The 21964-nt window shown below is 45.4% G+C and carries 19 protein-coding genes and 1 tRNA gene; 8 read left to right on the forward strand and 12 right to left on the reverse strand.

Annotation, left to right across the window (positions count from 1 at the left end; genetic code table 11):
- Positions 1-78: 78 nt before the first annotated feature.
- The 4 genes from V7Q13_RS02995 to V7Q13_RS03010 all read right to left on the reverse strand — a co-directional run bounded on the left by V7Q13_RS02995 (position 79) and on the right by V7Q13_RS03010 (position 2966).
- Complete coding sequence (locus V7Q13_RS02995) at positions 79-1227, reverse strand: SIR2 family protein (RefSeq protein WP_333799197.1); 1149 nt, start codon at positions 1225-1227, stop codon at positions 79-81.
- 170 nt (positions 1228-1397) lie between these two features.
- Positions 1398-1697, reverse strand: coding sequence for a type II toxin-antitoxin system RelE/ParE family toxin (locus V7Q13_RS03000; RefSeq protein ID WP_333799198.1), 300 nt, complete (start codon positions 1695-1697; stop codon positions 1398-1400).
- Positions 1687-1941, reverse strand: coding sequence for a type II toxin-antitoxin system ParD family antitoxin (locus V7Q13_RS03005; protein WP_333799199.1), 255 nt, complete (start codon positions 1939-1941; stop codon positions 1687-1689). Before V7Q13_RS03005 ends, V7Q13_RS03000 begins: the two co-directional genes overlap by 11 nt.
- 191 nt (positions 1942-2132) lie before the next feature.
- Positions 2133-2966 carry a DUF2911 domain-containing protein gene (locus V7Q13_RS03010; protein WP_333799200.1) on the reverse strand — a complete coding sequence of 278 codons (834 nt, stop codon included), beginning with the start codon at positions 2964-2966 and terminating at the stop codon, positions 2133-2135.
- Positions 2967-3107: 141 nt separating this feature from the next.
- On the opposite strand from V7Q13_RS03010, the gene V7Q13_RS03015 reads away from it, so the two are divergent.
- Together V7Q13_RS03015 and cysC are read left to right on the forward strand one after the other, a co-directional pair.
- Positions 3108-3830, forward strand: coding sequence for an aspartyl/asparaginyl beta-hydroxylase domain-containing protein (locus V7Q13_RS03015; RefSeq protein WP_333799201.1), 723 nt, complete (start codon positions 3108-3110; stop codon positions 3828-3830).
- On the forward strand, positions 3827-4393 hold the full coding sequence (cysC, locus tag V7Q13_RS03020; protein ID WP_333799202.1) for an adenylyl-sulfate kinase: 567 nt from the start codon (positions 3827-3829) through the stop codon (positions 4391-4393). The genes V7Q13_RS03015 and cysC overlap by 4 nt, the downstream gene beginning before the upstream one ends.
- On the opposite strand, the gene V7Q13_RS03025 is transcribed toward cysC, so the two are convergent.
- Complete coding sequence (locus tag V7Q13_RS03025; protein WP_333799203.1) at positions 4326-5282, reverse strand: hypothetical protein; 957 nt, start codon at positions 5280-5282, stop codon at positions 4326-4328. The two genes, cysC and V7Q13_RS03025, sit on opposite strands and share 68 nt — an antisense overlap.
- A 168-nt stretch (positions 5283-5450) precedes the next feature.
- On the opposite strand from V7Q13_RS03025, the gene V7Q13_RS03030 reads away from it, so the two are divergent.
- The gene (locus tag V7Q13_RS03030) at positions 5451-7568 is read left to right on the forward strand and encodes an endonuclease MutS2 (RefSeq protein WP_333799204.1); all 2118 of its coding nucleotides are present in this window, start codon (positions 5451-5453) and stop codon (positions 7566-7568) included.
- A gap of 8 nt (positions 7569-7576) precedes the next feature.
- On the opposite strand, the gene V7Q13_RS03035 is transcribed toward V7Q13_RS03030, so the two are convergent.
- The 5 genes from V7Q13_RS03035 to V7Q13_RS03055 form a co-directional block, all read right to left on the reverse strand.
- A complete protein-coding gene (locus tag V7Q13_RS03035; RefSeq protein ID WP_333799205.1) occupies positions 7577-7978 on the reverse strand; it encodes a hypothetical protein in 402 nt (133 codons plus the stop codon).
- A gap of 3 nt (positions 7979-7981) precedes the next feature.
- Positions 7982-8482: a type VI secretion system tube protein Hcp gene (locus V7Q13_RS03040; protein ID WP_333799206.1), complete on the reverse strand. Its 501-nt coding sequence runs from the start codon at positions 8480-8482 to the stop codon at positions 7982-7984.
- Between the two features lie 143 nt (positions 8483-8625).
- Positions 8626-8710: transfer RNA gene (locus V7Q13_RS03045), tRNA-Ser, on the reverse strand.
- 166 nt (positions 8711-8876) lie between these two features.
- Positions 8877-11240 (reverse strand): M1 family metallopeptidase, encoded by a 2364-nt coding sequence (locus tag V7Q13_RS03050; RefSeq protein WP_333799207.1) that lies wholly within the window; start codon positions 11238-11240, stop codon positions 8877-8879.
- A gap of 36 nt (positions 11241-11276) precedes the next feature.
- Entirely contained in the window at positions 11277-11855 is a 579-nt protein-coding gene (locus V7Q13_RS03055) for a HupE/UreJ family protein (protein WP_333799208.1), read from the reverse strand.
- Positions 11856-12011: 156 nt separating this feature from the next.
- Between V7Q13_RS03055 and V7Q13_RS03060 the strand changes: the two genes are divergently transcribed.
- On the forward strand, positions 12012-12494 hold the full coding sequence (locus V7Q13_RS03060) for a DUF6702 family protein (RefSeq protein ID WP_333799209.1): 483 nt from the start codon (positions 12012-12014) through the stop codon (positions 12492-12494).
- Positions 12495-12496: 2 nt separating this feature from the next.
- Here V7Q13_RS03060 and V7Q13_RS03065 read toward each other — a convergent pair whose 3' ends face one another.
- Together V7Q13_RS03065 and V7Q13_RS03070 are read right to left on the reverse strand one after the other, a co-directional pair.
- Positions 12497-13816 carry a hemolysin family protein gene (locus V7Q13_RS03065; RefSeq protein WP_333799210.1) on the reverse strand — a complete coding sequence of 440 codons (1320 nt, stop codon included), beginning with the start codon at positions 13814-13816 and terminating at the stop codon, positions 12497-12499.
- A gap of 91 nt (positions 13817-13907) precedes the next feature.
- Positions 13908-14969, reverse strand: a complete 1062-nt coding sequence (locus V7Q13_RS03070) for a LacI family DNA-binding transcriptional regulator (protein WP_333799211.1) — start codon at positions 14967-14969, stop codon at positions 13908-13910.
- 399 nt (positions 14970-15368) lie between these two features.
- Between V7Q13_RS03070 and V7Q13_RS03075 the strand changes: the two genes are divergently transcribed.
- From V7Q13_RS03075 to V7Q13_RS03090, 4 genes are all read left to right on the forward strand, one after another.
- On the forward strand, positions 15369-18356 hold the full coding sequence (locus V7Q13_RS03075; protein WP_333799212.1) for a SusC/RagA family TonB-linked outer membrane protein: 2988 nt from the start codon (positions 15369-15371) through the stop codon (positions 18354-18356).
- Between the two features lie 18 nt (positions 18357-18374).
- Positions 18375-18563: a hypothetical protein gene (locus V7Q13_RS03080; protein WP_333799213.1), complete on the forward strand. Its 189-nt coding sequence runs from the start codon at positions 18375-18377 to the stop codon at positions 18561-18563.
- Positions 18564-18630: 67 nt separating this feature from the next.
- Positions 18631-20409 carry a RagB/SusD family nutrient uptake outer membrane protein gene (locus tag V7Q13_RS03085; RefSeq protein WP_333799214.1) on the forward strand — a complete coding sequence of 593 codons (1779 nt, stop codon included), beginning with the start codon at positions 18631-18633 and terminating at the stop codon, positions 20407-20409.
- 75 nt (positions 20410-20484) lie between these two features.
- Positions 20485-21894: a pectate lyase family protein gene (locus V7Q13_RS03090; protein ID WP_333799215.1), complete on the forward strand. Its 1410-nt coding sequence runs from the start codon at positions 20485-20487 to the stop codon at positions 21892-21894.
- The last annotated feature ends 70 nt before the right edge of the window (positions 21895-21964 follow it).

Raw genomic sequence — 21964 nt, forward strand, 5'->3', positions numbered from 1 at the left:
TTATCGCTTGCAAAAAATCTTTAAAGCATATTGCAAAGTCCCTTGCGGAGCCGTTGCTGGAAAAGGGGTGAGAGAGTTTTAGAGAGAGCGAATCGACTTTAATTCAGTGATATTTAATTTGGAATAATTGCGTCTAAATGGAAAGCTTACATACGGATTTATATTAACTATTGGACATGTGTTTACAGACAAAAAATGAATTAATAACTCATTGATATGGTTATCTCTAAAGGAGTAGCCAATGATTATCAGTTTTTCGGTAGACCTAAGCGAGTTTTTAAATCGAGTATATAAGTTTTTATAAATAAGATGATTACTCATTTTCTCTGATTTCGACTTTCCAGTAAGGAATTGTGGTTTAATATCAGGATTCAAAGACTGAATTATCTTTTGATTTGTTGGGTCAATTTTTGAAACAATATGTTTTTCCCAATATGTACTTGGTTTGAAAAACCAATAATTGGATGTATCATAATAAACCCCATTAGATTGACTCAATTCTTGAAAACGATAGTAATCAATACTGCCATGAAGCTTATGAAGTCTTGTTTTTTCTTCAAAAGAGTTTGTAAATACTGTTAGAGGATTTTTTTCTACGTTAACTAAAATGCTTTCATTCGAGGAGAATCCATCGGAATATTTGATGTTATTTTTAGCAAATAAATGTTCCAATAAAGTATCATGATTTAATGTAAAAATATTCGATTCGATTCCTGAAATACAATTAATAAATGCGTTGTAGTGATTCGAATTTATCTCTCTATCATAAGGTCTTCTCAATAAGTCTGCAATTAGATAAACATAGCTTTCTCTTATTTTATTTAGTTCATTTACACCAGGATCTGAAAAAAGAAAGTCATCGCTAATTGACTTATAAGTTTTTTTTAATCTTTGATTTACTCTTTGGCAACATTCTTTAATTATGCTTATCGAGAAATCGTTTTGGAATATCCAGTCATAGTATACTTCATAATCAAACGGTTGAAAGGTTGTTTTCTGAAAGACGTCAATTAATTCACTATGCAAATAAGAAACATTTAAATAGTCTGTATTGAGCTTTCCGTTATGAGAAGTGACTTCATCATACTCGTCCCACATCCATTCCCCTGATGAAAATTTCAAAAGCTTGTTTTCGACATTAGTAAAAAACTTTTCATTTAAAGCATGAGCACTAGGATAGTTCGCTTCCATTGAAAACCCTGCACCAAGTAGAAAAGTTATTGCCATATTTTTTTCATTTTTTCCTTTGCGGGTGTTATCACCCGCAATTCTTAAAATCTACATCACTTGCTGTTGGTAAAAATACCAACAGCGGCGCTTTCGATGTCACGCAACGTCCCCGGCTGGAAAAGTTGCTGGGAAACGTGCTTCATTAAATATTACTGACAGCACAACACTTACTCTCCAAGCCTGCTTTCAATATCCATTCGTTGATGCAGTACCCGAATGATATCGATGCCGATTCCGTTATTGGCGGATCTGTAAAATATTAAATGCGATTTTACTTTGCTACAACGGTACTGTTCACGTATGTGGCTGTAATCTTTTCCTGAACTGGGATGTACTGTCAGGTATTCTATTTCGTCGAAGATGAGGTTGATATACCTGTCAGCCTGTTCTACAGACCAGTGCTCAACAGTATACAACCAGATTTGTTCCATGTCTGCTGCTGCTTTGTGGCTGATGCTATATGCCATCTGCTACCTGTTTTTCGTGCAGGCCTTTCAGAAATGCAGCCCTGTCGAAATGCGCTACAAAACCCGATTCTTCTCCCGCTTTGAGTTCATGTATCAGGTTTGCTTTCTTACGCTCTTCTTGCTCAAAAAGACGAAGCGCAGCTCTTACAACTTCGCTGGCAGACGAAAAACGCCCTGTTTCAATCTGGCTACTGATGAACTGGTCGAAATAATCTCCCAATAAAATAGACGTGTTTTTGGCCATGTCACTGCATTTTGAGTATGAAAATACCAATTCTTGGTATAGGCCGCAAATTTAGGATTGGGTGATTGCTGATGGTGAAAACACCACAGGGGGCGCTTTCAACACTCTAACAAATCCTAAGCTCATCACTTCTCCCAACAAAAAAAGGATGACTCTCGCCATCCTTTTTTTATTACCACAACAACTGCAGCTTACAAAGTTTTCAGCAGGTCGTTGGCCATTTTTACATAATCGTCGTTTTTGCCTTTGGTGGCCAGGTCAACTGTTTTTTCGGCCATGGCTTTTGCTGCCGCTTTGTCGCCGAGCTTGGCGCAAATGCGGGCATTGAGCAACGCTACCCAATACGCATTAGGGCTGGCAGCTACTGCTTTGTCGGCCCACTCACGGGCAGTCTTCAGGTCTTTACCATTGTCGTAGTAGTACTGGGCAGCAGCAAAATAAGGCTTGCTGTCTACTTCCATTACCTGCTTAATCTGTGCCATTACCTTGCCATCTACATCGGTGCTGATGGGCAGTGCTACCATTACATTGTCCCAACGCAGGTGCAATTCGCAAGTGCTGTTGGTAATGCTCTGAAACTGCATGGTAAAGGTTTCAGCCTTCATACCTACGGTAGTAGCGGGCACTTTTACACGTACCACATCATTGGCTTCGTTGTACGCAGCTGGGCTGGTGACATTCAAATCTTTGGTGATGATGAGTGTCCACTCTTTGGCATCAGGAATTGAAAGCAGACCGTACTTACCGGCTTTTACCAGTTTGCCACCAATGGTTACATCATCGCTAAAGGTGAGGGTGGTTGCATTGTTGGCACCGGTACGCCATACTTTACCGTAGGGCACCAAATCGCCCATTACCACACGGCCTTTGGCGCTGGGGCGGCTGTAGCTCAGCTCAATGGTACCCAAACCAAAATCTTGCTTAATGTACTGAGTAGTAGAAGGCGCAGGAGTTTTGAGGGCCTGGGCCTGAGCACCGGCTACCATACACAGGGCCAGTGATGCAGCAACAACAATCTTTTTCATAATGCTATCTGATGTTTGGCGCAAATGTACAGGGAATGCAGCTGTACAAGCAAGAGTTGGCGTCTGGTTCCGCATTTGGCAAATGAAGCCAGCTTGTAATTTTTGCTACTGCAAATGCGAAGCCTTTAATTTGGTGCCATCATGCAGATTATTTCACACGCCAAACTACCCCTGAGCTATCCCTGGCAGCAAATGCAAACCGAGGTGCAACAACTGCAGCAGCAGTGGTTGCCGCATTTCAATCAGCTGCATTACGAAGGTTCGTGGACTGCGCTGGCCTTGCGGTCGCCGGGTGGCGAAACCGGCCATGTGGTGCCCGATGCTGTGGGCGCTGAAACCTATGCCAACACGCCGCTGATGCAGGAACTACCCAGCATTGAAGCATGGGTGGAGGCATTGCCTGGTACTGTGATGTCGGTGCGACTGCTGAACCTTGCCGCTGGTGCGGTCATCAAAACCCACCGCGACAGAGAATTGTCTTTTGAGCAGGGCGAAGCCAGATTGCACCTGCCCATTTTTACGCATCCCAAAGTAGTTTTTACCATCGACGGACAAGCCATGCATATGCCTGCCGGCGAATGCTGGTACCTCAATGCCAACCTGCCTCATTCGGTGGTAAATGAAAGCAACATCGACCGTATTCATTTGGTAATTGATTGTGTGGTGAATGACTGGCTGCAACAAACCATGGCCAACGCTACCCGTTTTATGGCAGCAGTTGATGCTGCGGCTATACAGCAACAGCAGGCTGTTATAGCAGCACTACGAGAGCAAGGCACTGCTACATCCATCAATCTGGCCGATGATTTGGCAGCAGCCTTGCAAGTACATTTGACTGCTTCATCCTCCAATGCTATTTCATGATTGTTCAATTCACCGGATTATCCGGTGCCGGTAAAACCACACTTGCCCATGCGGTGGCAGAAAAGTTGCAACAATTGCAAATAGCCCACCTCATTATTGATGGGGATGTATATCGCAAAACGCTGTGTGCCGATCTCGGATTTTCTGCAGCAGACCGGCAGGAAAATGTGCGGCGACTGGCCAGATTGGCGCATGAAAAAAGCCAGGCAGGAGCTGTGGTATTGCTGGCCGTTATCAATCCTTTTGCTACCGTACGGGAGCAAATAGAAAAAGAGTACGGTGCTTACACGGTTTGGGTTGATTGTGCTTTGCTCACCCTCATCAGCCGCGACACCAAGGGTTTGTACAAACGTGCTTTGCTGCCCGAAGGTCATCCCGATAAGCTGCATAACCTCACGGGCGTGAATGATGTGTATGAGGCTCCCGAAAATCCGCATGTTCACCTGCCTACGCACTTGCACAGCGTGGAAGAAGCAGCAGAAATTCTGTTTGCTTTTATTTACGGGCAATTGATTGCTGCAGGCGCAATGCCTCCAGCTGATGATAATAAGCCATTGCCGTAGCAAGGCTTTCGGGTATGGATTGATGATTCATTTTTTCAGCAAAAGCTTCGCCGGGCCGCTTGGCATGAAACTGGCTTCTGGTTTGCATTTGCGCCAGCAAAGTTTCGCTTAAGGCAATGCCTGCATGTTGTGCGGTTTGTAATGTCAGCGCCATGGGGCCTTGGACATAGTTCAGCAATAAATATTGCGGATGATCAACCGCTAGTTGGTACATACTTCGGAAGTAATGTTCGAGTACATGAGCACAGTAACCATCCAAATCGCCGGGCGATAAATCATGTGCAGGTGCTGGCAATGCATTTGCAGGCAACATGCCCGGTACCATGTGCATGCCGCGGCTTTTTTGATGCGATTGCCATACTTCGTAGGGATGGCGGTACAGCAACACATATGCTGCATCGGGGCAACTCTTTTTTATATGCTCATGCTGAAACAACTGCCAGGCATCGGCTTTAACCAACACCTGCTGCTCGGTACCTATGCGGCACTGCGATAGCCACTGCAGCGCAGCATTAAAATAGACGGGCTTTTTCTGCTCAGGCAAAAGTTGCAACACATCGTCGAGCACGGGTACTTCCGATAGTACTATCATTTGCTCATTCAATGCCATTAGTTGTGCAATCAATGTAGAGCCGCAGCGGGAGACATGATGCACAATGACGGATGTTTTTGCCGCAGGAATGGGCGTAGGTTGCAGCAATACTTCAATACCGGTGAGCGGTTTGTTGGTGGCTTTGTTTTCAGCAAACAGTCTTTTGCAAACAGCAATGCTGTCGTCAAAAAAAGGCTCGGTAAAACGATGTTGCTGAGTGAACAGCCAGCTAAGTTGTAAGATTTGTGCGGTGGCCGACAGGCGCAATGGCAACCAATATGGAGGGGGCGTTGTCATGAAATAATGGGAGCGAAGGGCCGTAAAAGTAGGGATTCGTCAAGCTTGATTTGGTATGCATTTGCTCACAAAAAATAGATTGCCCGGGCGGTTTCCTGCACAAGAGTGGTGGTTCCCTCATTTTTACTCACTTTTGCGCAGCAAAAAAAGTGATGCGAAGCAAGTTGTATGCGGTTATATCCTGAAAGTGCGATGGTTCAGTTGGAGTTCGACAAGGTGCAACAGCTGTTGTTGAATCATGTGAAAACGGCGTATGCCCACCACAAAGTGGAGCACATGCGCATACATACGCATATACAATACATTGAAACGGAATTGCGGCAAACACATGAGTTCATGTTGCTGCTGCAAACGGCCCAATATTTTCCCGGCGATTTTCATAAGAACCTAGAGAAAGACCTGAAACTGCTGAGCATACCCGGTGCCATGCTTACGGGTGAGCAATGGGTGCTCATTCGCAAACTGCTCGAAACTGCTGGCAATATTTTCCGCTGGTTTGATAGCGAACGTCGGTTGGCATTTCCTGCACTCACGTTGGTAGTAAACAATAGCTACTACGAAAAAGTGATTCGGGAAATGATTGATGCCGTGGTGGATGAACTGGGTGTGGTAAAAGACGATGCCAGCGAAGATTTGCAACGCATACGCCAAAGCCTTTACCGCAAACGCAACGAGCTGCGACGGGTGTTTGATCGCATCATTCAGAAGATGAACAAGCAAGGTTACCTTGCCGATATTGAAGAAAGTTTTTTGAATGGCAGGAGAGTGCTCGCAGTATTTGCCGAAAACAAACGTATGATTAAAGGCGTACTGCATGGCGAGAGCGACAGCCGCCAAACAGCCTTTATTGAACCCGAAGAAACCACAGCGCTGAACAACGAAATTTTTTCGTTGGAAAATGAAGAGCACAAAGAAGTGCAACGCATTTTGCGTCAGCTCACGGCCAGCCTGCAACCGTATGCTGCATTGATGCAAACCTATCTCGACATCATTGGCGAGTTTGATTATATCCGTGCCAAAGCCAAGCTGGCGGTGGATATGAATGCGCAAATGCCCAATGTGGTAAACAAGGCGCATATCGAATTGAAGAAAGCCTATCATCCGCTGTTGTATTTGTACAACAAGCAGAGCGGTAAAGAAACGGTGCCGCTCAATTTAAAACTGGATGATAAAGGACGCATCCTCGTTATCAGCGGGCCCAACGCCGGTGGTAAAACGGTGACGATGAAAACCATCGGCCTTTGCCAAATGATGTTGCAGGCGGGTTTACTGGTGCCCATGCAGGCCGATAGTGTGATGGGAATTTTCAAACAACTCTTCATACACATTGGCGATACGCAAAGCATCGAATTTGAGTTGAGTACATACAGCAGCCATTTGCAACACATGAAATATTTTCTAGAGTTGGCCAATGGCAAAACCATGTTTTTTATTGATGAGCTGGGTAGCGGTAGTGATCCTAATTTGGGTGGTTCTTTTGCTGAAGTGATAATGGAAGAACTGGCCCGCAAACACAGCATGGGCGTAGTAACCACGCATTACCTCAACCTGAAAGTGATGGCCAACCGGGTGCCCGGTATCATCAACGGGGCCATGCAGTTTGATGAAGAAAAACTGACGCCGCTGTACCGGTTGGTGGTAGGCAAACCCGGCAGCAGTTATACGTTTTCCATTGCCGAAAGAATTGGCTTGCCAAAGGCTTTGATAGCCCGTGCCCGCAAGCTGGTAGATGAAGATCATTTTACCCTCGATAAACTGCTGAACCGCACCGAGCAAGACCTGCAACGGTTGGAGGTACGGGAAGCAGAGCTGCACAAGCTGATGAAAGAAAATGAGCGGTTGAAAAAAGAGATGGAGAAAGTGATGAACCGCGAAAAACATCAGCAGCAAGTGGAACTGTTGAAGCAGCAAAATAAGTTCAGGGAAGAGCAGCTCACTTATCTGAAAGAAATGGAGCGAAAGCTGAAAGCGATGGTGATAGAGTGGCGCAAAACCGACAACAAAGAGGAAGTGGTTAAGCTCATTCATGCTTTGCTGTTTAAGCAGAAAGAAAAGCAGGTAGCCGAAAAGAAAGATAAAAAAGTAGACAGCAAATACACCGAAACTGCTGACCCCATTGCCGAAGGCGACAAAGTGAAAATGAAGAAAAACCGGCAGGTGGGTTTGGTAAAAGAAATACGAGGCAAGAAGGCCATTGTGCAAGTAGGTGTCATTCCCATTACCATAGATGTGGCCGAGCTGGTGAAAGTAATTGAGAAACCAGTGGAGGAAGAAGCGACGAAGTAATCCAATATTTACTGCACAAATATATTGCCCGGTACAATCAACGTTTTACCTGGCATTACATGTAGTTTGCTGCCGGTATAAAATGTTTGTGGATTCACCAATACACTTTTGTTGCTGACGGGGTTAATGATGATTTGGTAACAATTGGGTATTTCAACTGGCGGCATATTTCCACCAGCCCAGTTGCCAGGAATGCGCCAATCGCCTTCGCCCGTAAAAATGTAGATGGGACAGCCCGTGGAATTACCACAACTATTCGGCATGCTGCATACAGTGGTGCTAGCTTGTGCAATAATGGCAGGACTAAAATCTGTTTGGCCAATGGTAGATTTACCGATGTCGACTTTCCCTATTTGCGCCAAGGCATCTGCACCGCAAAACAGCAGGAAAAAAATGAGCAGAACTTTCATTTGTTAAAAGATTCTCATTAGTGAAATGTCCCAGATAATATTTGTCTTTTTGATTTTATCCTCCAGCTTGATCGTTTTAAAAACAAAACCTATCAGGTTTTCCAGCTTCAAACAAGAGGGGCATTCGGGCGTCAGAAATTCAAGGTTGGTCACAAAAGCTTCTGTGATGGTGATACTGTAATAGTTGGTGTTTTTGTCATCATAATAATCAAAAACAATACTGGGGAAAGACTGCCCCATTACTAATCGCCTGAACAATGGATTGGCGGAAGAATCAATATCTTTTTTGATGAATAAAGTGCCTGGCTGAGCTTTACCTACTGAAGCACCTGTACCAGTTCCGTACGTTACGGCAGCTGCAATTTTAAACTCCAGTGCCTTTACCACTTCGCCGGTTTCGGGAGGGGTTCCCCCCTGAGTGTACCCCACTCTCATGACAATTTTTTGGGCGTTGCCAAAAACACTGAATACCAACATTAGACAGCAGGTAATGATGTATTTCATCTTTCCAAGGATTGAGGGTAGTAAGATAACTGCATCGAATGAAAAACAATAGATAGATACTAAGAGATTTGCAAAAAAGTATGGCAACCATGGCTGGCAATAGGCCAACAAAAAAGCCTCAGCATTGCTGAGGCTTTTAAGGGCGGAGAGAGAGGGATTCGAACCCCCGGACCTTTGACAGTCAACGGTTTTCAAGACCGCCGCATTCGACCGCTCTGCCATCTCTCCGCGGCAAAAGTAGGGGTACAGATTTATTGACAAAAAATTTTTTTCTGCCCTGCTAAAAGCCTTGCCAGCATTGGGTTTTTACAATGTGAATGTTGAAGCCAAAAAGTCAGTGCATTAAAAAAGCCCTTCTCATCAGAAGGGCTTTTTACATTTCATACAGTCATGCTTATTTAATTTCCCGCTGCATGGGGTTGGGCAAAGCAGCACCGGCATTGCGGTTGCGGAAGCCACCCTTGAACAGTTGGAAACGGCTCGGAGCACCCATCGAAGGCCAACGGTTGTTGGCTTCGTTAATGTCGGCAGTTTCACGCATAGGGTCAATGACAATAGCAGTTACCTCTTTGTTTTTCATGAAAGCCTTAGTAATCTGCAGTTCATTTTTACGCCAGATTTCCGCAGGTATTTTTTCCGTTTCCTTGCTGCCATCAGCATAAGTCCATTCAATAATTACAGGCATTACCAAACCGCCTTTGTTAGAAAGACGGAGCTCATAAAACCACTTGTCTTTGTATGGCGCCAAATCATCGGCAGTAACTGCTTCAGGAGCCATTCTGTCTCTGATGATGGGGCTGTTGTCTATTTTCTTTTGGCCACGGGCATAGTAATAATAAAAGTCACGCAGGGTGGTGTCGCGGTCTGTTTCAAATACAATGCTCTTGTCTTCGCGGTTGCGGATTTTAGAAATGTCTTCAAAAGTATTCACCATGGGTTTGGCTACATAAATAGTGTCTTTGCCACCACGGGCCATCGGTGCACTTATGTTCTCATTTACCTTAAAGGCACGAACACTGTCCAGCGAAATATCGCAGGCATCGATGCTGTAGAACCAACCACGCCAGAACCAATCGAGGTCTACGGCGCTGGCATCTTCCATAGTACGGAATAAATCGGCCGGAGTAGGATGTTTGAATGCCCAACGCCGTGCATACTCACGGAAGGCGAAATCGAACAGCTCACGGCCCATGATGGTTTCACGCAAAATATTGAGGCCGGTGGCTGGTTTGCTGTAAGCGTTGGGGCCAAACTGTACAATGTTTTCACTGTTGGTCATAATGGGCTCCAGCTGGTTTTTGGGGAGCTTCATGTAGTCAACAATAGCCCATGCCGGCCCACGACGGCTTGGATATTTGTTATCAAACAATTCTTCGGTGAGGTACTGCACAAATGTGTTCAGGCCTTCGTCCATCCAGCTCCACTGGCGTTCGTCGCTGTTCACAATCATCGGGAAGAAGTTGTGGCCCACTTCGTGCACAATTACACCAATCATACTGTACTTGGTGGCTTCAGTGTATGTACCATCTTCTGCACAACGACCGTTGTTGAAGCAAATCATGGGGTATTCCATACCATTGCTGGCTTCTACGCTGATAGCCACGGGGTATGGATAAGGAATAGAAAATTTGCTGTACGATTTAATGGTGTGTGCCACTACTTTGGTGCTGTAAGTACGCCACAGGTTGTAGGCTTCTTTGGGGTAGTAGCTCATGCTCATTACCTTTTTGCCTTCTACGTAAGTGGGCATTGCATCCCATACAAATTTGCGGCTGCTGGTCCAGGCAAAGTCACGCACCATATTGGCTTTGTACTTCCATGTTTTTTTAGCCGATGTTTTGCTCAGTTCTGCTTTCTTGGCTTCTTCAAGTGTTACTACTTCCAACACATCTTTTGATGTTTGCGCTTTTTGCCAGCGGGCAAATTGAGCTGGAGTAAGCACGGCCTGATAGTTTTGGCATTCGCCGGTTGCACCTACTACGTGGTCGGCAGGTACGGTCATTTCTACATCGTAGTTGCCAAACACCAGGGCAAATTCGCCACGGCCGGTAAACTGATGGTTTTGCCATCCCTGAAAATCGCTGTACACACAAAGGCGGGGAAACCACTGTGCCATGGTAAACACATTGTTGCCATCTTTTGGAAAAAACTCATAGCCGCCGCGGCCACCCAGTGTCATGCGGTTAGGAATTTTGTAGTGCCAGCCAATATTGAGGATGTACTGCTGGCCGGGCTTGAGGGGCACAGGCAGGTCAATGCGCATCATGGTTTGGTTGATGGTGTACTTCAACGCTTTTCCGGTGGCATCTTTTACATAATCAATCTTATCGCCATGGCCTTCGAGCAATGCGGTTTTGTCCAAACCGGCCAGTTCTGCCGAGCTCATCATGGGGCGCATGGCGCTTTCGTCAAACACGTTGTTGTCAGACTTTGGGTCGTGTTCGTTTTCGTCTAATTGCAGCCACAGGTAGGTGAGTACATCCGGGCTGTTGTTGAAATACGTAATGGTTTCTTTACCCCGCAGTTCCAGCTTAGCCTCATCCAGTTCGCAAGTGATTTTGTAATCGGCCCGCTGCTGCCAGTATTTGGGGCCCGGTGCACCACTTGCTGTACGGTACTCGTTGGGCGTGGGCAGTATAGTGCCCAGTTGCTCAAACTTGTTGCCGTGGTTACTGGTGGGGTTGTTTCGGATGTCTTGCGCCTGCAGGGCCACTGTTGCGGCCATCCCGAAGCAAATCATCAGCCATTTTTTCATCATACGTAGTATTGGTTTTTATAGAAGGAGAAATTGACATTAAAGGTTGAAAGGTAAGCGTTCCATGGCCATTACGAGAGCTGCCATAAAAGCGCCTCCACTCAAAAACAACACCCAATCGCGGCGGCTTACTTTGAATACCCCCTGCCAAATGGCTGCGAGTATAAGTAAGCCCAGCACGGCTACCAGTTGGCCGGCTTCAAGGCCAAGGTTGAAGCCGAGCAAGGGTAGCAATATATCGGATTCTTTACCCAATAAACTGCGCAACCCGTTGGCAAAGCCCATGCCATGTATAAGACCAAATGCCAATGCCAGAAAGTAATTGAGGCGAACAGATTTGGGGGTGAATTTCTTCATCAGCGTATTGAGCAACGCTGTTATCATGATGGTCACAGGAATCAGAAATTCAATCCAGCTGCTGCTGAAACGGATGATATTGAACGTAGCCAAAATGAGAGTAACCGTGTGGCCAATGGTAAAAGCCGTAACTAAAATGAGTACTTGTTTCCAGTCTTTAAACACATAAATGGCACTCAGCGCCATGATGAACAGCAGGTGATCCCAGGCATTGTGGTTAATGATATGATCCCAGCCGATATGAAAATAATCCCAAAACATGCGCCGAAGTAAAGGAAATAACCAATTGTAGTAAAAAGAATAATAGACGCTTCAAGGGCAAAAAACAAGCGAAGCTGAAGGCAGTGGCCTAAGGTTTTTGATGAGTGGCGATGAATTCACTTTGGTGGTACACAGCCGAGTGCAGACATTTGCGCCATGTTGATGATCAAATCTTTGTTGCCCGTGTTGCTGGCGGCCTTTTGGCACCCGTTTTTTGTGAGTGTGATAGAAGTAAATCACAACAAGGTTGAGCAATCGCTGGAAACCAGCGTCCGCATTTTTACAGATGATTTTGAAAACACGTTGAAGCTGCGCTTTCCCGGAAAGAAAATTGATTTGTACCAGCCCAACGCCGCCACCGACAGCCTCATCAATACTTACCTCAAAGAGAAAATGCAGTTTCGGGTAGATGGCAAGCTTTGCAAATGGAACTACATTGGTTCGGAAAGGGTAGAGGAAAGCACCTGGTGTTATTTCGAAATTACTCAAGTGCCTACCCTGAAGCAACTGCAGATTTCAAACCGATTGTTGTACGAGTACAAAAAGGAGCAGATAAACATGCACCACGTAACCGTAAACGGGCAGCAGCAGAGCTACAAGCTCGATAATCCTTCCAGCGAAGTGGTGTTTAAATTTTAGCCTCAGGCATCGCCCAATTCGTCTTCCCTTTCAGCATCGGGCAATAAAGATGGGTCGGTGATGACCACCAGAATTTTATCGATTCGGGCTCCGTCTTTATCAATGATTTCAAATTTGAAACCCCGCCATTCAAAAAGGTCCCCGGTAGACGGGATGCGTTCGAGGTGGTGGATGATAAAACCACCTACAGTATCAAACTCCTGCTCGTCGTCCATCCAGTCTTCTTTATCAAAGCGGCTGAGGAAGTCATAGAAAGGCAGGCGGGCATCTACCAGGTAGCTACCATCTTCCCGGCGTATCATTTCATAATCATCATCGCCTTGTTCGGGTATGTCGCCTACAATGGCTTCCAGAATATCGTTGAGGGTAATCATGCCTTGTAGCGTGCCGTATTCATCTACTATAAAAGCCGAGTGTACTTTTGTTTTTTTAAACTTCTCCATCAGCTGGTAAGCCGTATTGTTGTCGGGCACAAACACGGCTTCTTTTTTAAAGTGTGACAGATGGGTATTGCGGTCGGCCAGCACAATATCTTTCAATTGCAAAATGCCTACAATATCATCAATGCCTCCGTCGCACAGCGGGTACACCGAGTGGGGCGAGGGCTGCATTTTTTTCAGCAAATCTTCGATGGTGCCATGGAGCGGCAGCCAAACAATATCGCTCCGGTGCGTCATAAGCGATGTAATGCTACGGTCGCCCAGGTGAAACACCCGTTCAATAATTTGTTGTTCGGTTTCGTCTATTTCGCCACTTTCTGCACTTTCGCTTACCAGAGCTTTTATTTCTTCTTCGGTTACAACGGAAAGCTTTGTTTCTTTTATTTTAAACAACCGAAAGAACATGCCCGACAATGCATTGAGCAACCAAATGGCAGGCAGGGTAAGCTTCGATAAAAACCACATGAAAGGCGCAGCGGTAAGGGCAATTTTTTCTGACCGGAGCATGGCCAGTTTTTTGGGGATGAGTTCGCCAATTAAAATGGATAAAAAGGTAACCACAATAACCACCAGCGTGGTACTAACCGAGGCTGCGTAAGGTTGTAAAAAAGAAATATTGGCTATAAAAGGCTCGAGGTCTTTGCTGAATTTTTCGCCTGAATACAAACCGGTAACGATGCTGATGAGGGTAATGCCTACCTGAACCGTACTCAAAAAAACTTCCGGTTTTTCTATCAGTTTCAGGGCAATGATGGCTTTGGAATCTCCTTCATTTGCCAGGTGTTCGAGGCGGGTTTTGCGGGCCGAAACCAGCGCAATTTCGCTCATGGAAAAAAGACCGTTCAGGATAATGAGGCCAAATAATATAAAAAACTCCTCCATTCAGGGGTACGCATTGATGTGCAACAAAACTATGGGAAACGCAGCAGACGCCTGTATACCTCCCTTGGTTGGGGGTAAATGCCAGCTACAATCATTTGCCCGATGGCTTCTTTCCCGCCTTCTTTTTTACAACCGACGATGACCTGATTTGCAACTCCGGCGAAAGCATTCTTTTTTCAAAGTCTCGGATGGGGCGTTTGCTTTCAATCATTTGCAGTAGCAGGCTCACGGCTGCTTCGCCCATTTCGCGGGATGGTTGCTGTACAATTGTAAGTGGCGGATCTAACAATTCTGGAATATCGGTATTGGAAAAACCGGCCAATGCTACATCGTCGGGTATGCGAATGCCGCGACGCTTGAGGGTTTTTAATACACCGGTGGTTATTTTATCGCTGGTGGTTAAAATAGCATCAGGCTTGTGTTTCAGTGTAAATAACTTATTGATGATTTCCTCGACTTCAGAAAACACCATGCCACTATAATAGCTGTAATGAATGAGTTCATCGGTCGGTTCCATGCCATGCATTTTCAGGGCTTCTTTGTAGCCAGCCACCCGGTCTTTGGTAATACTCAAAAACTCTGAGCTGCTGATAACAGCAATGCGTTTGGCCCCCATTTGCAACAAGTGTTCGGTGGCTTCAAATGATCCTTTGTAATTGTCTACAATTACTTTGTGCGTATTGATTTCATCGGTGATACGATCAAAGAAAACAATGGGCAAGCCACGGTCGTGCAGCGCCTTTAAATGGCTGAGGTCATGCGTTTCGGTTGATAAGGAAATTATCAGTCCGTCCACGCCCCGGGAGGCAAGAAATTGAACATCCATCACTTCCCGGTCGTACGATTCAAAGGTTTGGGTGATGATGACATTATAGCCTTTATCGTACGCAATGGATTCAATACCATTGATGATTTGTGAAAAAAAGTTATTGGCTATTTCTGTAACCACCAAACCAATAGAACGGCTGCGTTTTTCTTTCAAACTCAGGGCTATTGGGTTGGGTTTGTAATTGAGCCGCTCAGCACATTCAATTACCAGTTGCTTGGTTTCGGGGCTTATTTCGTGGCTGTCTCTCAGTGCCCTTGATACTGTGGAGGTAGAAACGCCCAATGCCTTGGCAATATCTTTAATAGTGGCGGCTTCAAATTTCATAGCATCGATTTTTGCAGGGTAAATGTACAGGTAAAAGTAGGGGTGAGTTTTTCTCCACAAAACTGTTGGTAATATTTACCCGTTAAAGCGGTGCATGAATGGATTGAAAATGGTAACGATTGCGTAAATAAAGAATGGCACATCATCCCCCGAAAAATAAAATGTGAGTAGCATTGTTCTGTGAAATGATGATGATTTGCTTGCTGATTGAATACCCTCATTTCCGCCACCATAAAATCAGTCCTTCAATGGTTGTTTATTTCTGGCTGTATGCTACGAATATGTCAACATTTTCAGGTGGTGTGCTAATGTTGCTACTAAAAACTGCAGGCAAATAATCTTTGTTTCTACGACTCCTTCTTTGCCATTGTTCATTTTTTTTTAAATGCTTGTGTGCTTATGAAACAACTCTTATTGTATTGCCTGCTGGCAATTTTGCTGCCTACTGCAGCATTGGCTCAATCCCGGCAAATAAAAGGGAAAGTAACCGATGATACCGGCAATCCGCTGAATGCGGTGAGTGTAGTATTGCAAGGTTCCAAAACCGGAACGCAAACTGATGCAGAAGGCAACTTCAGCCTAACTGTAACTGCTGCTGGCAGGGTAACCCTTAGCTTTAGTTACACAGGTTTCAAAAGCACCTCTGTAGCTACCGATGGTAAAACGCCGGTAGAAGTAAGACTCGAAAGAGTGGCTTCAAATCTGGAAGATGTAGTGGTGGTGGGTTACTCTACGGTAACCCGTAAAAACCTTACCGGTTCAGTGTCTTCGGTATCTGCCAAACAAATAAAAGATGTGCCGATTTCTTCTGCGGCAGAAGCTATTCAGGGCCGGCTTGCCGGTGTGCAGGCTATTGCTACCGAAGGTGCTCCTGGTGCTGAAATAATCATTCGTGTTCGGGGTGGCGGTTCCATCACGCAGGACAATTCACCCCTTTACATTGTTGATGGTGTGCAAGTAGAAAATGCATTGAATGTGTTGTCGCCACAAGACATTCAATCTATTGACGTGTTGAAAGATGCCTCTACTACAGCCATCTACGGAGCCCGTGCTGCCAACGGTGTTATCATCATTACTACCAAAGGTGGTAAGGCTGGTAAAACAATGGTGTCGTACAATGGTCAAATGGGGGTTCGAACCTTGCCAAGAACAATGGATGTATTAAGCCCGTACGATTTTGTACGCTGGCAGTACGAACGTAGCCGCGGCAGTGTTGCTGATAGCAGCAGTTTTGCACAAACCTATGGTACCACCTGGGATACGTTGAACGTGTATAAAAACATGGCACCCATTAACTGGCAAGAGCAGGTGTTTGGTCGTACTGCTTCATTTCAAAACCACAACGTAGTGGTAAATGGTGGTAACCAAAATACCACATTCAACCTTAGCCTTACCGGCAACAAAGAAGAAGGGGTACAGCTCGAATCAGGCTTCGACCGGTACCTCGTCAATTTTAAATTGGACCACCGGTTGAATTCTAAAGTGCGGGTAGGTTTTACCATGCGTTATCTCGATCAAACCATAAAGGGTGCCGGTACCAGCAATAGTGGTACAAGAACTACCAACCGTTTGCGTCACGCCATTAATTATCGTCCGTTTGAAATACCAACTCCGAATGGTGGCATAGATGATTTTGATGAAGCATATTTCCTTGCATCTGCTGGTGCAACTAACCCTGTGTTGCTTACACAGGCAGAGTATCGCCGCCAATACACCAAGGGAACATACTTTACTGGTTACCTCAATTACAACATTGCTAAAAACCTCACTTTCCGTTCTACATTGGGTTATGATAATGCCAGTGTGCAAACGAAATTGTTCTACAGCAAAATCACAGCCAATGCCAGGAACTTTGGTCAGTTACCATTGGCTTCCATCGGTTCTCAAGACAACAACTCTTTCAACAATTCAAACACATTACAGTACAGTGTAAACAACTACAAGGATAAGCATGACTTCAGCGTGTTGGTGGGTCAGGAAATTGTGCAGCAACGCTCTATGACGGAAGCTTTTGAAACCCGCTTTTTCCCTGCCGATATTTCTGCTGAAAAGGCATTGGCCAACATGGGCTTAGGCTCTGCACCAACTGGTTCAGCACAGCCATTGCCCACTACTTTTGTGCAGCCACCCAGCCGCATTCTGTCTTACTTCAGCAGGGTAAGTTATACCTACGATGATAAGTACCTGGCCACTTTCAATTTGCGAAGCGACCGTTCTTCAAAGTTCAACGCCAGCAACGGAAGCCTGGTGTTCCCGTCGGGCTCTTTTGCCTGGCGCTTCAACCGCGAAGGCTTTATGAAAAACGCCAAGTGGCTGGATGAAGGAAAGGTGCGTATTGGTTATGGTGCAGTGGGCAACAACCGTATTGATAACCTGCTGTACCTGCAGTTGTATGGTGTAACCGGACAGTATGCTTTCAATCATAGCATTGTACCAGGTTTTGCACCAACTGCTTTAGCTAACCCAGGTTTGCGTTGGGAAAGAAACACCACCATGAACGTAGGTTTGGATCTGGCTTTCTTCAACAACAACCTTCAGGTAACAGTAGATGCGTATAAAAATAAAGCCAATGATTTGTTGCTGGCTGTGGCAATACCACCAACTACCGGTTATACTTCACAAATACAAAATATTGGTTCTACCAGCAACCGTGGTTTAGAAATACAGATTAATGCAACGCCCATCAACAACAAGAATTTCACCTGGACAAGCAATTTCAACATTGCTTTCAACCGTAATAAAGTAGAAAGCCTTGGCGGTGTAGATTTCATTGAACGTAACTCCGGCTGGCAGGGAACAGATGGTGTGCCCGATTACCTGGTAAAAGTTGGACAGCCTGTTGGTTTGATGTATGGCTTCCAAACCGATGGTTATTATCAAATTGATGATTTCGATTATAACGCTACCACCGGTGTGTACACCATAAAGCAAGGCGTACCCGTGAATGCGGTGTATGGCACACCACAACCCGGTATGCTCAAGTGGAAAGACCTTGATGGTGATGGCATAATTACTGCCGATAAAGACCGCACCATTATTGGTAATGCCAACCCAACCTTCACCGGTGGCTGGAACAACCAGTTCCGCTATGGCAATTTCGACGCCAGCATTTTTGTGAATTTTGTAGTGGGCAACGATATTTATAATGCCAATAAATTGGAGTGGACAGATGGCGCATTTTCAAACCTGAATATGCTCAACATCATGAAAGACCGCTGGACAAATATTGATGACAATGGTAACATAGTAACAGAACCTAAGGCGTTGGCTGCGTTGAATGCAAACGCAAAAATCTGGAGCCCGGTAAGGGTACAACGTTGGTGGTTGCATTCTTGGGCCGTTGAAGATGGCTCATACCTGCGTATCAATAACGTAACACTTGGTTAAACATTGCCTGCCAAAGTTTTGTCTCGCATCAAGATAAGCACGTTACGAGTGTTTGGTACGGTGAACAACCTTGCTACGCTTACCAATTATACCGGCTACGATCCTGATGTAACAGCCCGTCGTTCTGACCCGCTTACACCTGGTGTAGACTTTGCCGCATATCCTCGTTCACGTACTTGGGTGTTTGGTGTAAACGTAACTTTCTAATTTGACTCAGCCTTAAATACGAAGCCTTATGAAAAAGCAAATACAAAGGACTTTCATAGCGGCTGCAATGTCAGCAGCAATTTTCGGAATCAGCTCTTGTAAAAAATATACAGTTGTAGAGCCCATTTCTCAATACGGTATCGATCAGGTTTTTTCTGATGTATCCAATACCTACAATGCCTTGGTTGGCGTGTACGACGAATTGCAGGGTGATAATGGATATGGCATTCGAATCAGTATGTATTATCCTTACGATACTGATGAAGGAATTGTAAGTGGTAATATTGATAACGGTCGCCGTGGTGTGGGCCGCTATCAGTTGCTGCTCACGAATTCAGAAATTGCCAACCCTTTTCGCCAGTTGTACCGGGGTATAGAAAAAGCCAACCTGTGTATCGAGCAAATTCCATTGATGGAAAAATACAAGAGTGGCACGGCAACGGAGCAACGCGAATTGAAAAGGATGTACGGAGAAGCACTTGCGCTACGTGCACAGTTCTATCACGAACTCATTCGCAACTGGGGCGATGTGCCAGCACCCATGGTACCAGCGTACAAGCAACCAGACCTCTTTGTACCGCAAGAAGACCGCGATACTACATACAATAAAATCCTGAGTGATTTAGCCGTTGCCATCGACCTTTTGCCTTGGCGTACAGATGCCGGACCTCGCAACGAACGTATTACAAAAGGGGCCGCTAAGGCATTACGTGCCCGTATTGCATTGGCTCGTGGTGGTTTTTCTCTTCGTCAAAACGGACAAATGGAGCGTAGAAGTGATTACCTCACTTACTATGAAATGGCAAAGAAAGAATGTGAAGAACTGATGGCCCGTCGCGACCAGCATACGCTAAACCCCAGCTATATTGATATTTGGCGCAAACTCACTTCTTTCCAATACGATCCACAAGCAGAAATTTTGTTTGAAGTAGGTGCAGGTGGCGGCAATAGCAACAGCGATAGCCGCATGGGAAATTATGATGGTCCAAATCTGAACAATGCATCACGATACGGTGCAGGTGGCGGTGGAATTGTAATGCTGCCAAATTACTTTTATGCTTTCGACTCTGCCGATAGCAGAAGAGACGTGACTATTACGCATTATCAGGTTACCTCTTCTACCAATATAAAAAGCCAGCGCCGCTTGGGTGAAATGAACACTGGTAAATACCGCCGAGACTGGCGTAATCCTTTGTTGCCAGGTACAGTGTTGAATGTTGGCTACAACTGGTCTGTTATAAGGTTTTCAGATGTATTGCTTATGTATGCTGAAGCAGTAAACGAAATAAACAATGGCCCTACTGCAGAAGCTATTGCTGCTTTTGAAGAAGTACGCAAAAGAGCATTCAACGGCAACGCTGCGTTGATAGGTACCACACCTACAGACAAAGCCGGATTTTTCAACGCTATTGTAAATGAACGTTATTTAGAATTCGGCCATGAGGGCATTCGTAAATACGATTTGCTCCGTTGGAATTTGCTCGCTACCAAAATAGCTGAAGCGAAAGCCAATATTCAGGCCATTCGTGACCGACGTGCACCATACGCCAATGTACCGCAATACATTTACTGGAGAAACAGCGGTGAAGAAATTCAATACTTTGCCGGAGTGGGTTCACCTGCAACTGCACAACCTTTTTGGCGGCCTACTCAAGTACCTTCTCCAACAACTGGCTGGACACGTACTGATTGGGCACAGCATCTTAATAGTAATCAAATTGATGGTCGTCCGTTGTGGCAAGGAGTTGCTTCCTTTTTTACCCCCGGCAAAAGTGAATTGTTCCCTTACGACCAGGCTACCATTGCAGCCTATCAGGGTAAGCTCAAGCAAAATCCGAATTATTAAAGGTACCTTTTACAGAAGCTGTTTTTTCATTAGCTCCTTCAGTTGCACTGCGCTGAAGGAGCAAATTTTTACCCCATGAAAGCAGGATGGATATTGGGATTGTACTCTTTAGCATTGTCTTGCAGTGCTCAGCCACAAGTAAATGTGCAAGAACCTGCGTTGGCATTTCCCGGTGCTGAGGGCTTTGGAAAATTCACTACCGGTGGACGCGGCGGTAAAGTGTATGTAGTTGACAATCTCAACGATGCCGGACCAGGCAGTTTCAGAGAAGCTGCCGAGGCCAAAGGCAAACGAATGATTGTGTTTGCCGTGTCGGGTACCATACATCTTCAATCTAAACTGGTTATAAACGGGCATGCAACAATTGCAGGTCAAACAGCACCGGGTGATGGTATTTGCATTGCCGATCACAACGTATCGTTGAATGGCGATAACATCATTTTACGCTACATGCGTTTTCGCATGGGCGACCGCTACCAAAGCCAGGCAGGTATGGTAGATGGCAGCGGAGGAGACGATGCTTTTAGCGGTGGTCGTCGCAAAAATGTCATCATAGATCATTGTAGTTTCAGTTGGAGTACAGATGAAGTTTTTTCTATGTACGGTGGCGATAGTGTAAGCATTCAGTGGAACATTATTGCAGAGCCACTTAACTATTCTTATCATTTTGAAACAGGCGATAAAGACTGGGAACATCACGGGTATGGTGGCATTTGGGGCGGAGCTCATTTATCGGCACACCACAATGTATTTGCGCATTGTGTGAGCCGTACACCCCGCTTCAACGGTACACGGCTTGGTGCTAGTATCGAGTTGGTCGACTTTAGAAACAACCTCATTTACAACTGGGGTGGCAACAATGTATATGGTGGAGAAGCAGGCCGATACAATGTAGTGGGTAATTATTACAAACCCGGCCCTGCAACGGGTAAAAAAGTAACCGGCCGCATTGTAAATCCTACCCGCAACGAACAAGTTGGCTTCGGTAAATTTTTTGTCGACGGAAATACAGTGGAAGGATATCCGGCGGTGAGTATGACGAATATGCAAGGCATTCATATTGGTGACGGCAAAGCGCCATTCAGTGGCGATAGTATTGTGATGCAACAACCATTTGATGTGTTGGCCATTACGCCGCAATCATCCATAGATGCATACAAGGCCATGCTGAAGCATGCAGGAGCCAGCCACAGCAGAGATACTTTGGATGCACGTATTCTGCAAAATATTGTAAAGGGAGATGGTAATATCATTGATGTGCAAGGTGGCTATCCGCATGGTACAGCGTATGAGAAAACAGTTACCGCTTGGCCTGCATTGAAAGCCTTGCCAGCACCATTGGACACGGATAAAGATGGTATGCCTGATGCTTGGGAAATAAAAAATGGATTGGATAAAAACAATCCGCAAGATGCTGTTGCTTTCGGTCTGTCGAAATGGTATTGTAACCTTGAAGTGTACATGAACAGCCTGCTAAAAAACTAAACTCAATTGTTGGTTACGCAAATACATGGATGATGAATACACGCCACTTGTACACAACTTTCGGAATGCT

The organism is Phnomibacter sp., assembly GCF_036803085.1.
Taxonomy (GTDB): Bacteria; Bacteroidota; Bacteroidia; order Chitinophagales; family Chitinophagaceae; genus Phnomibacter.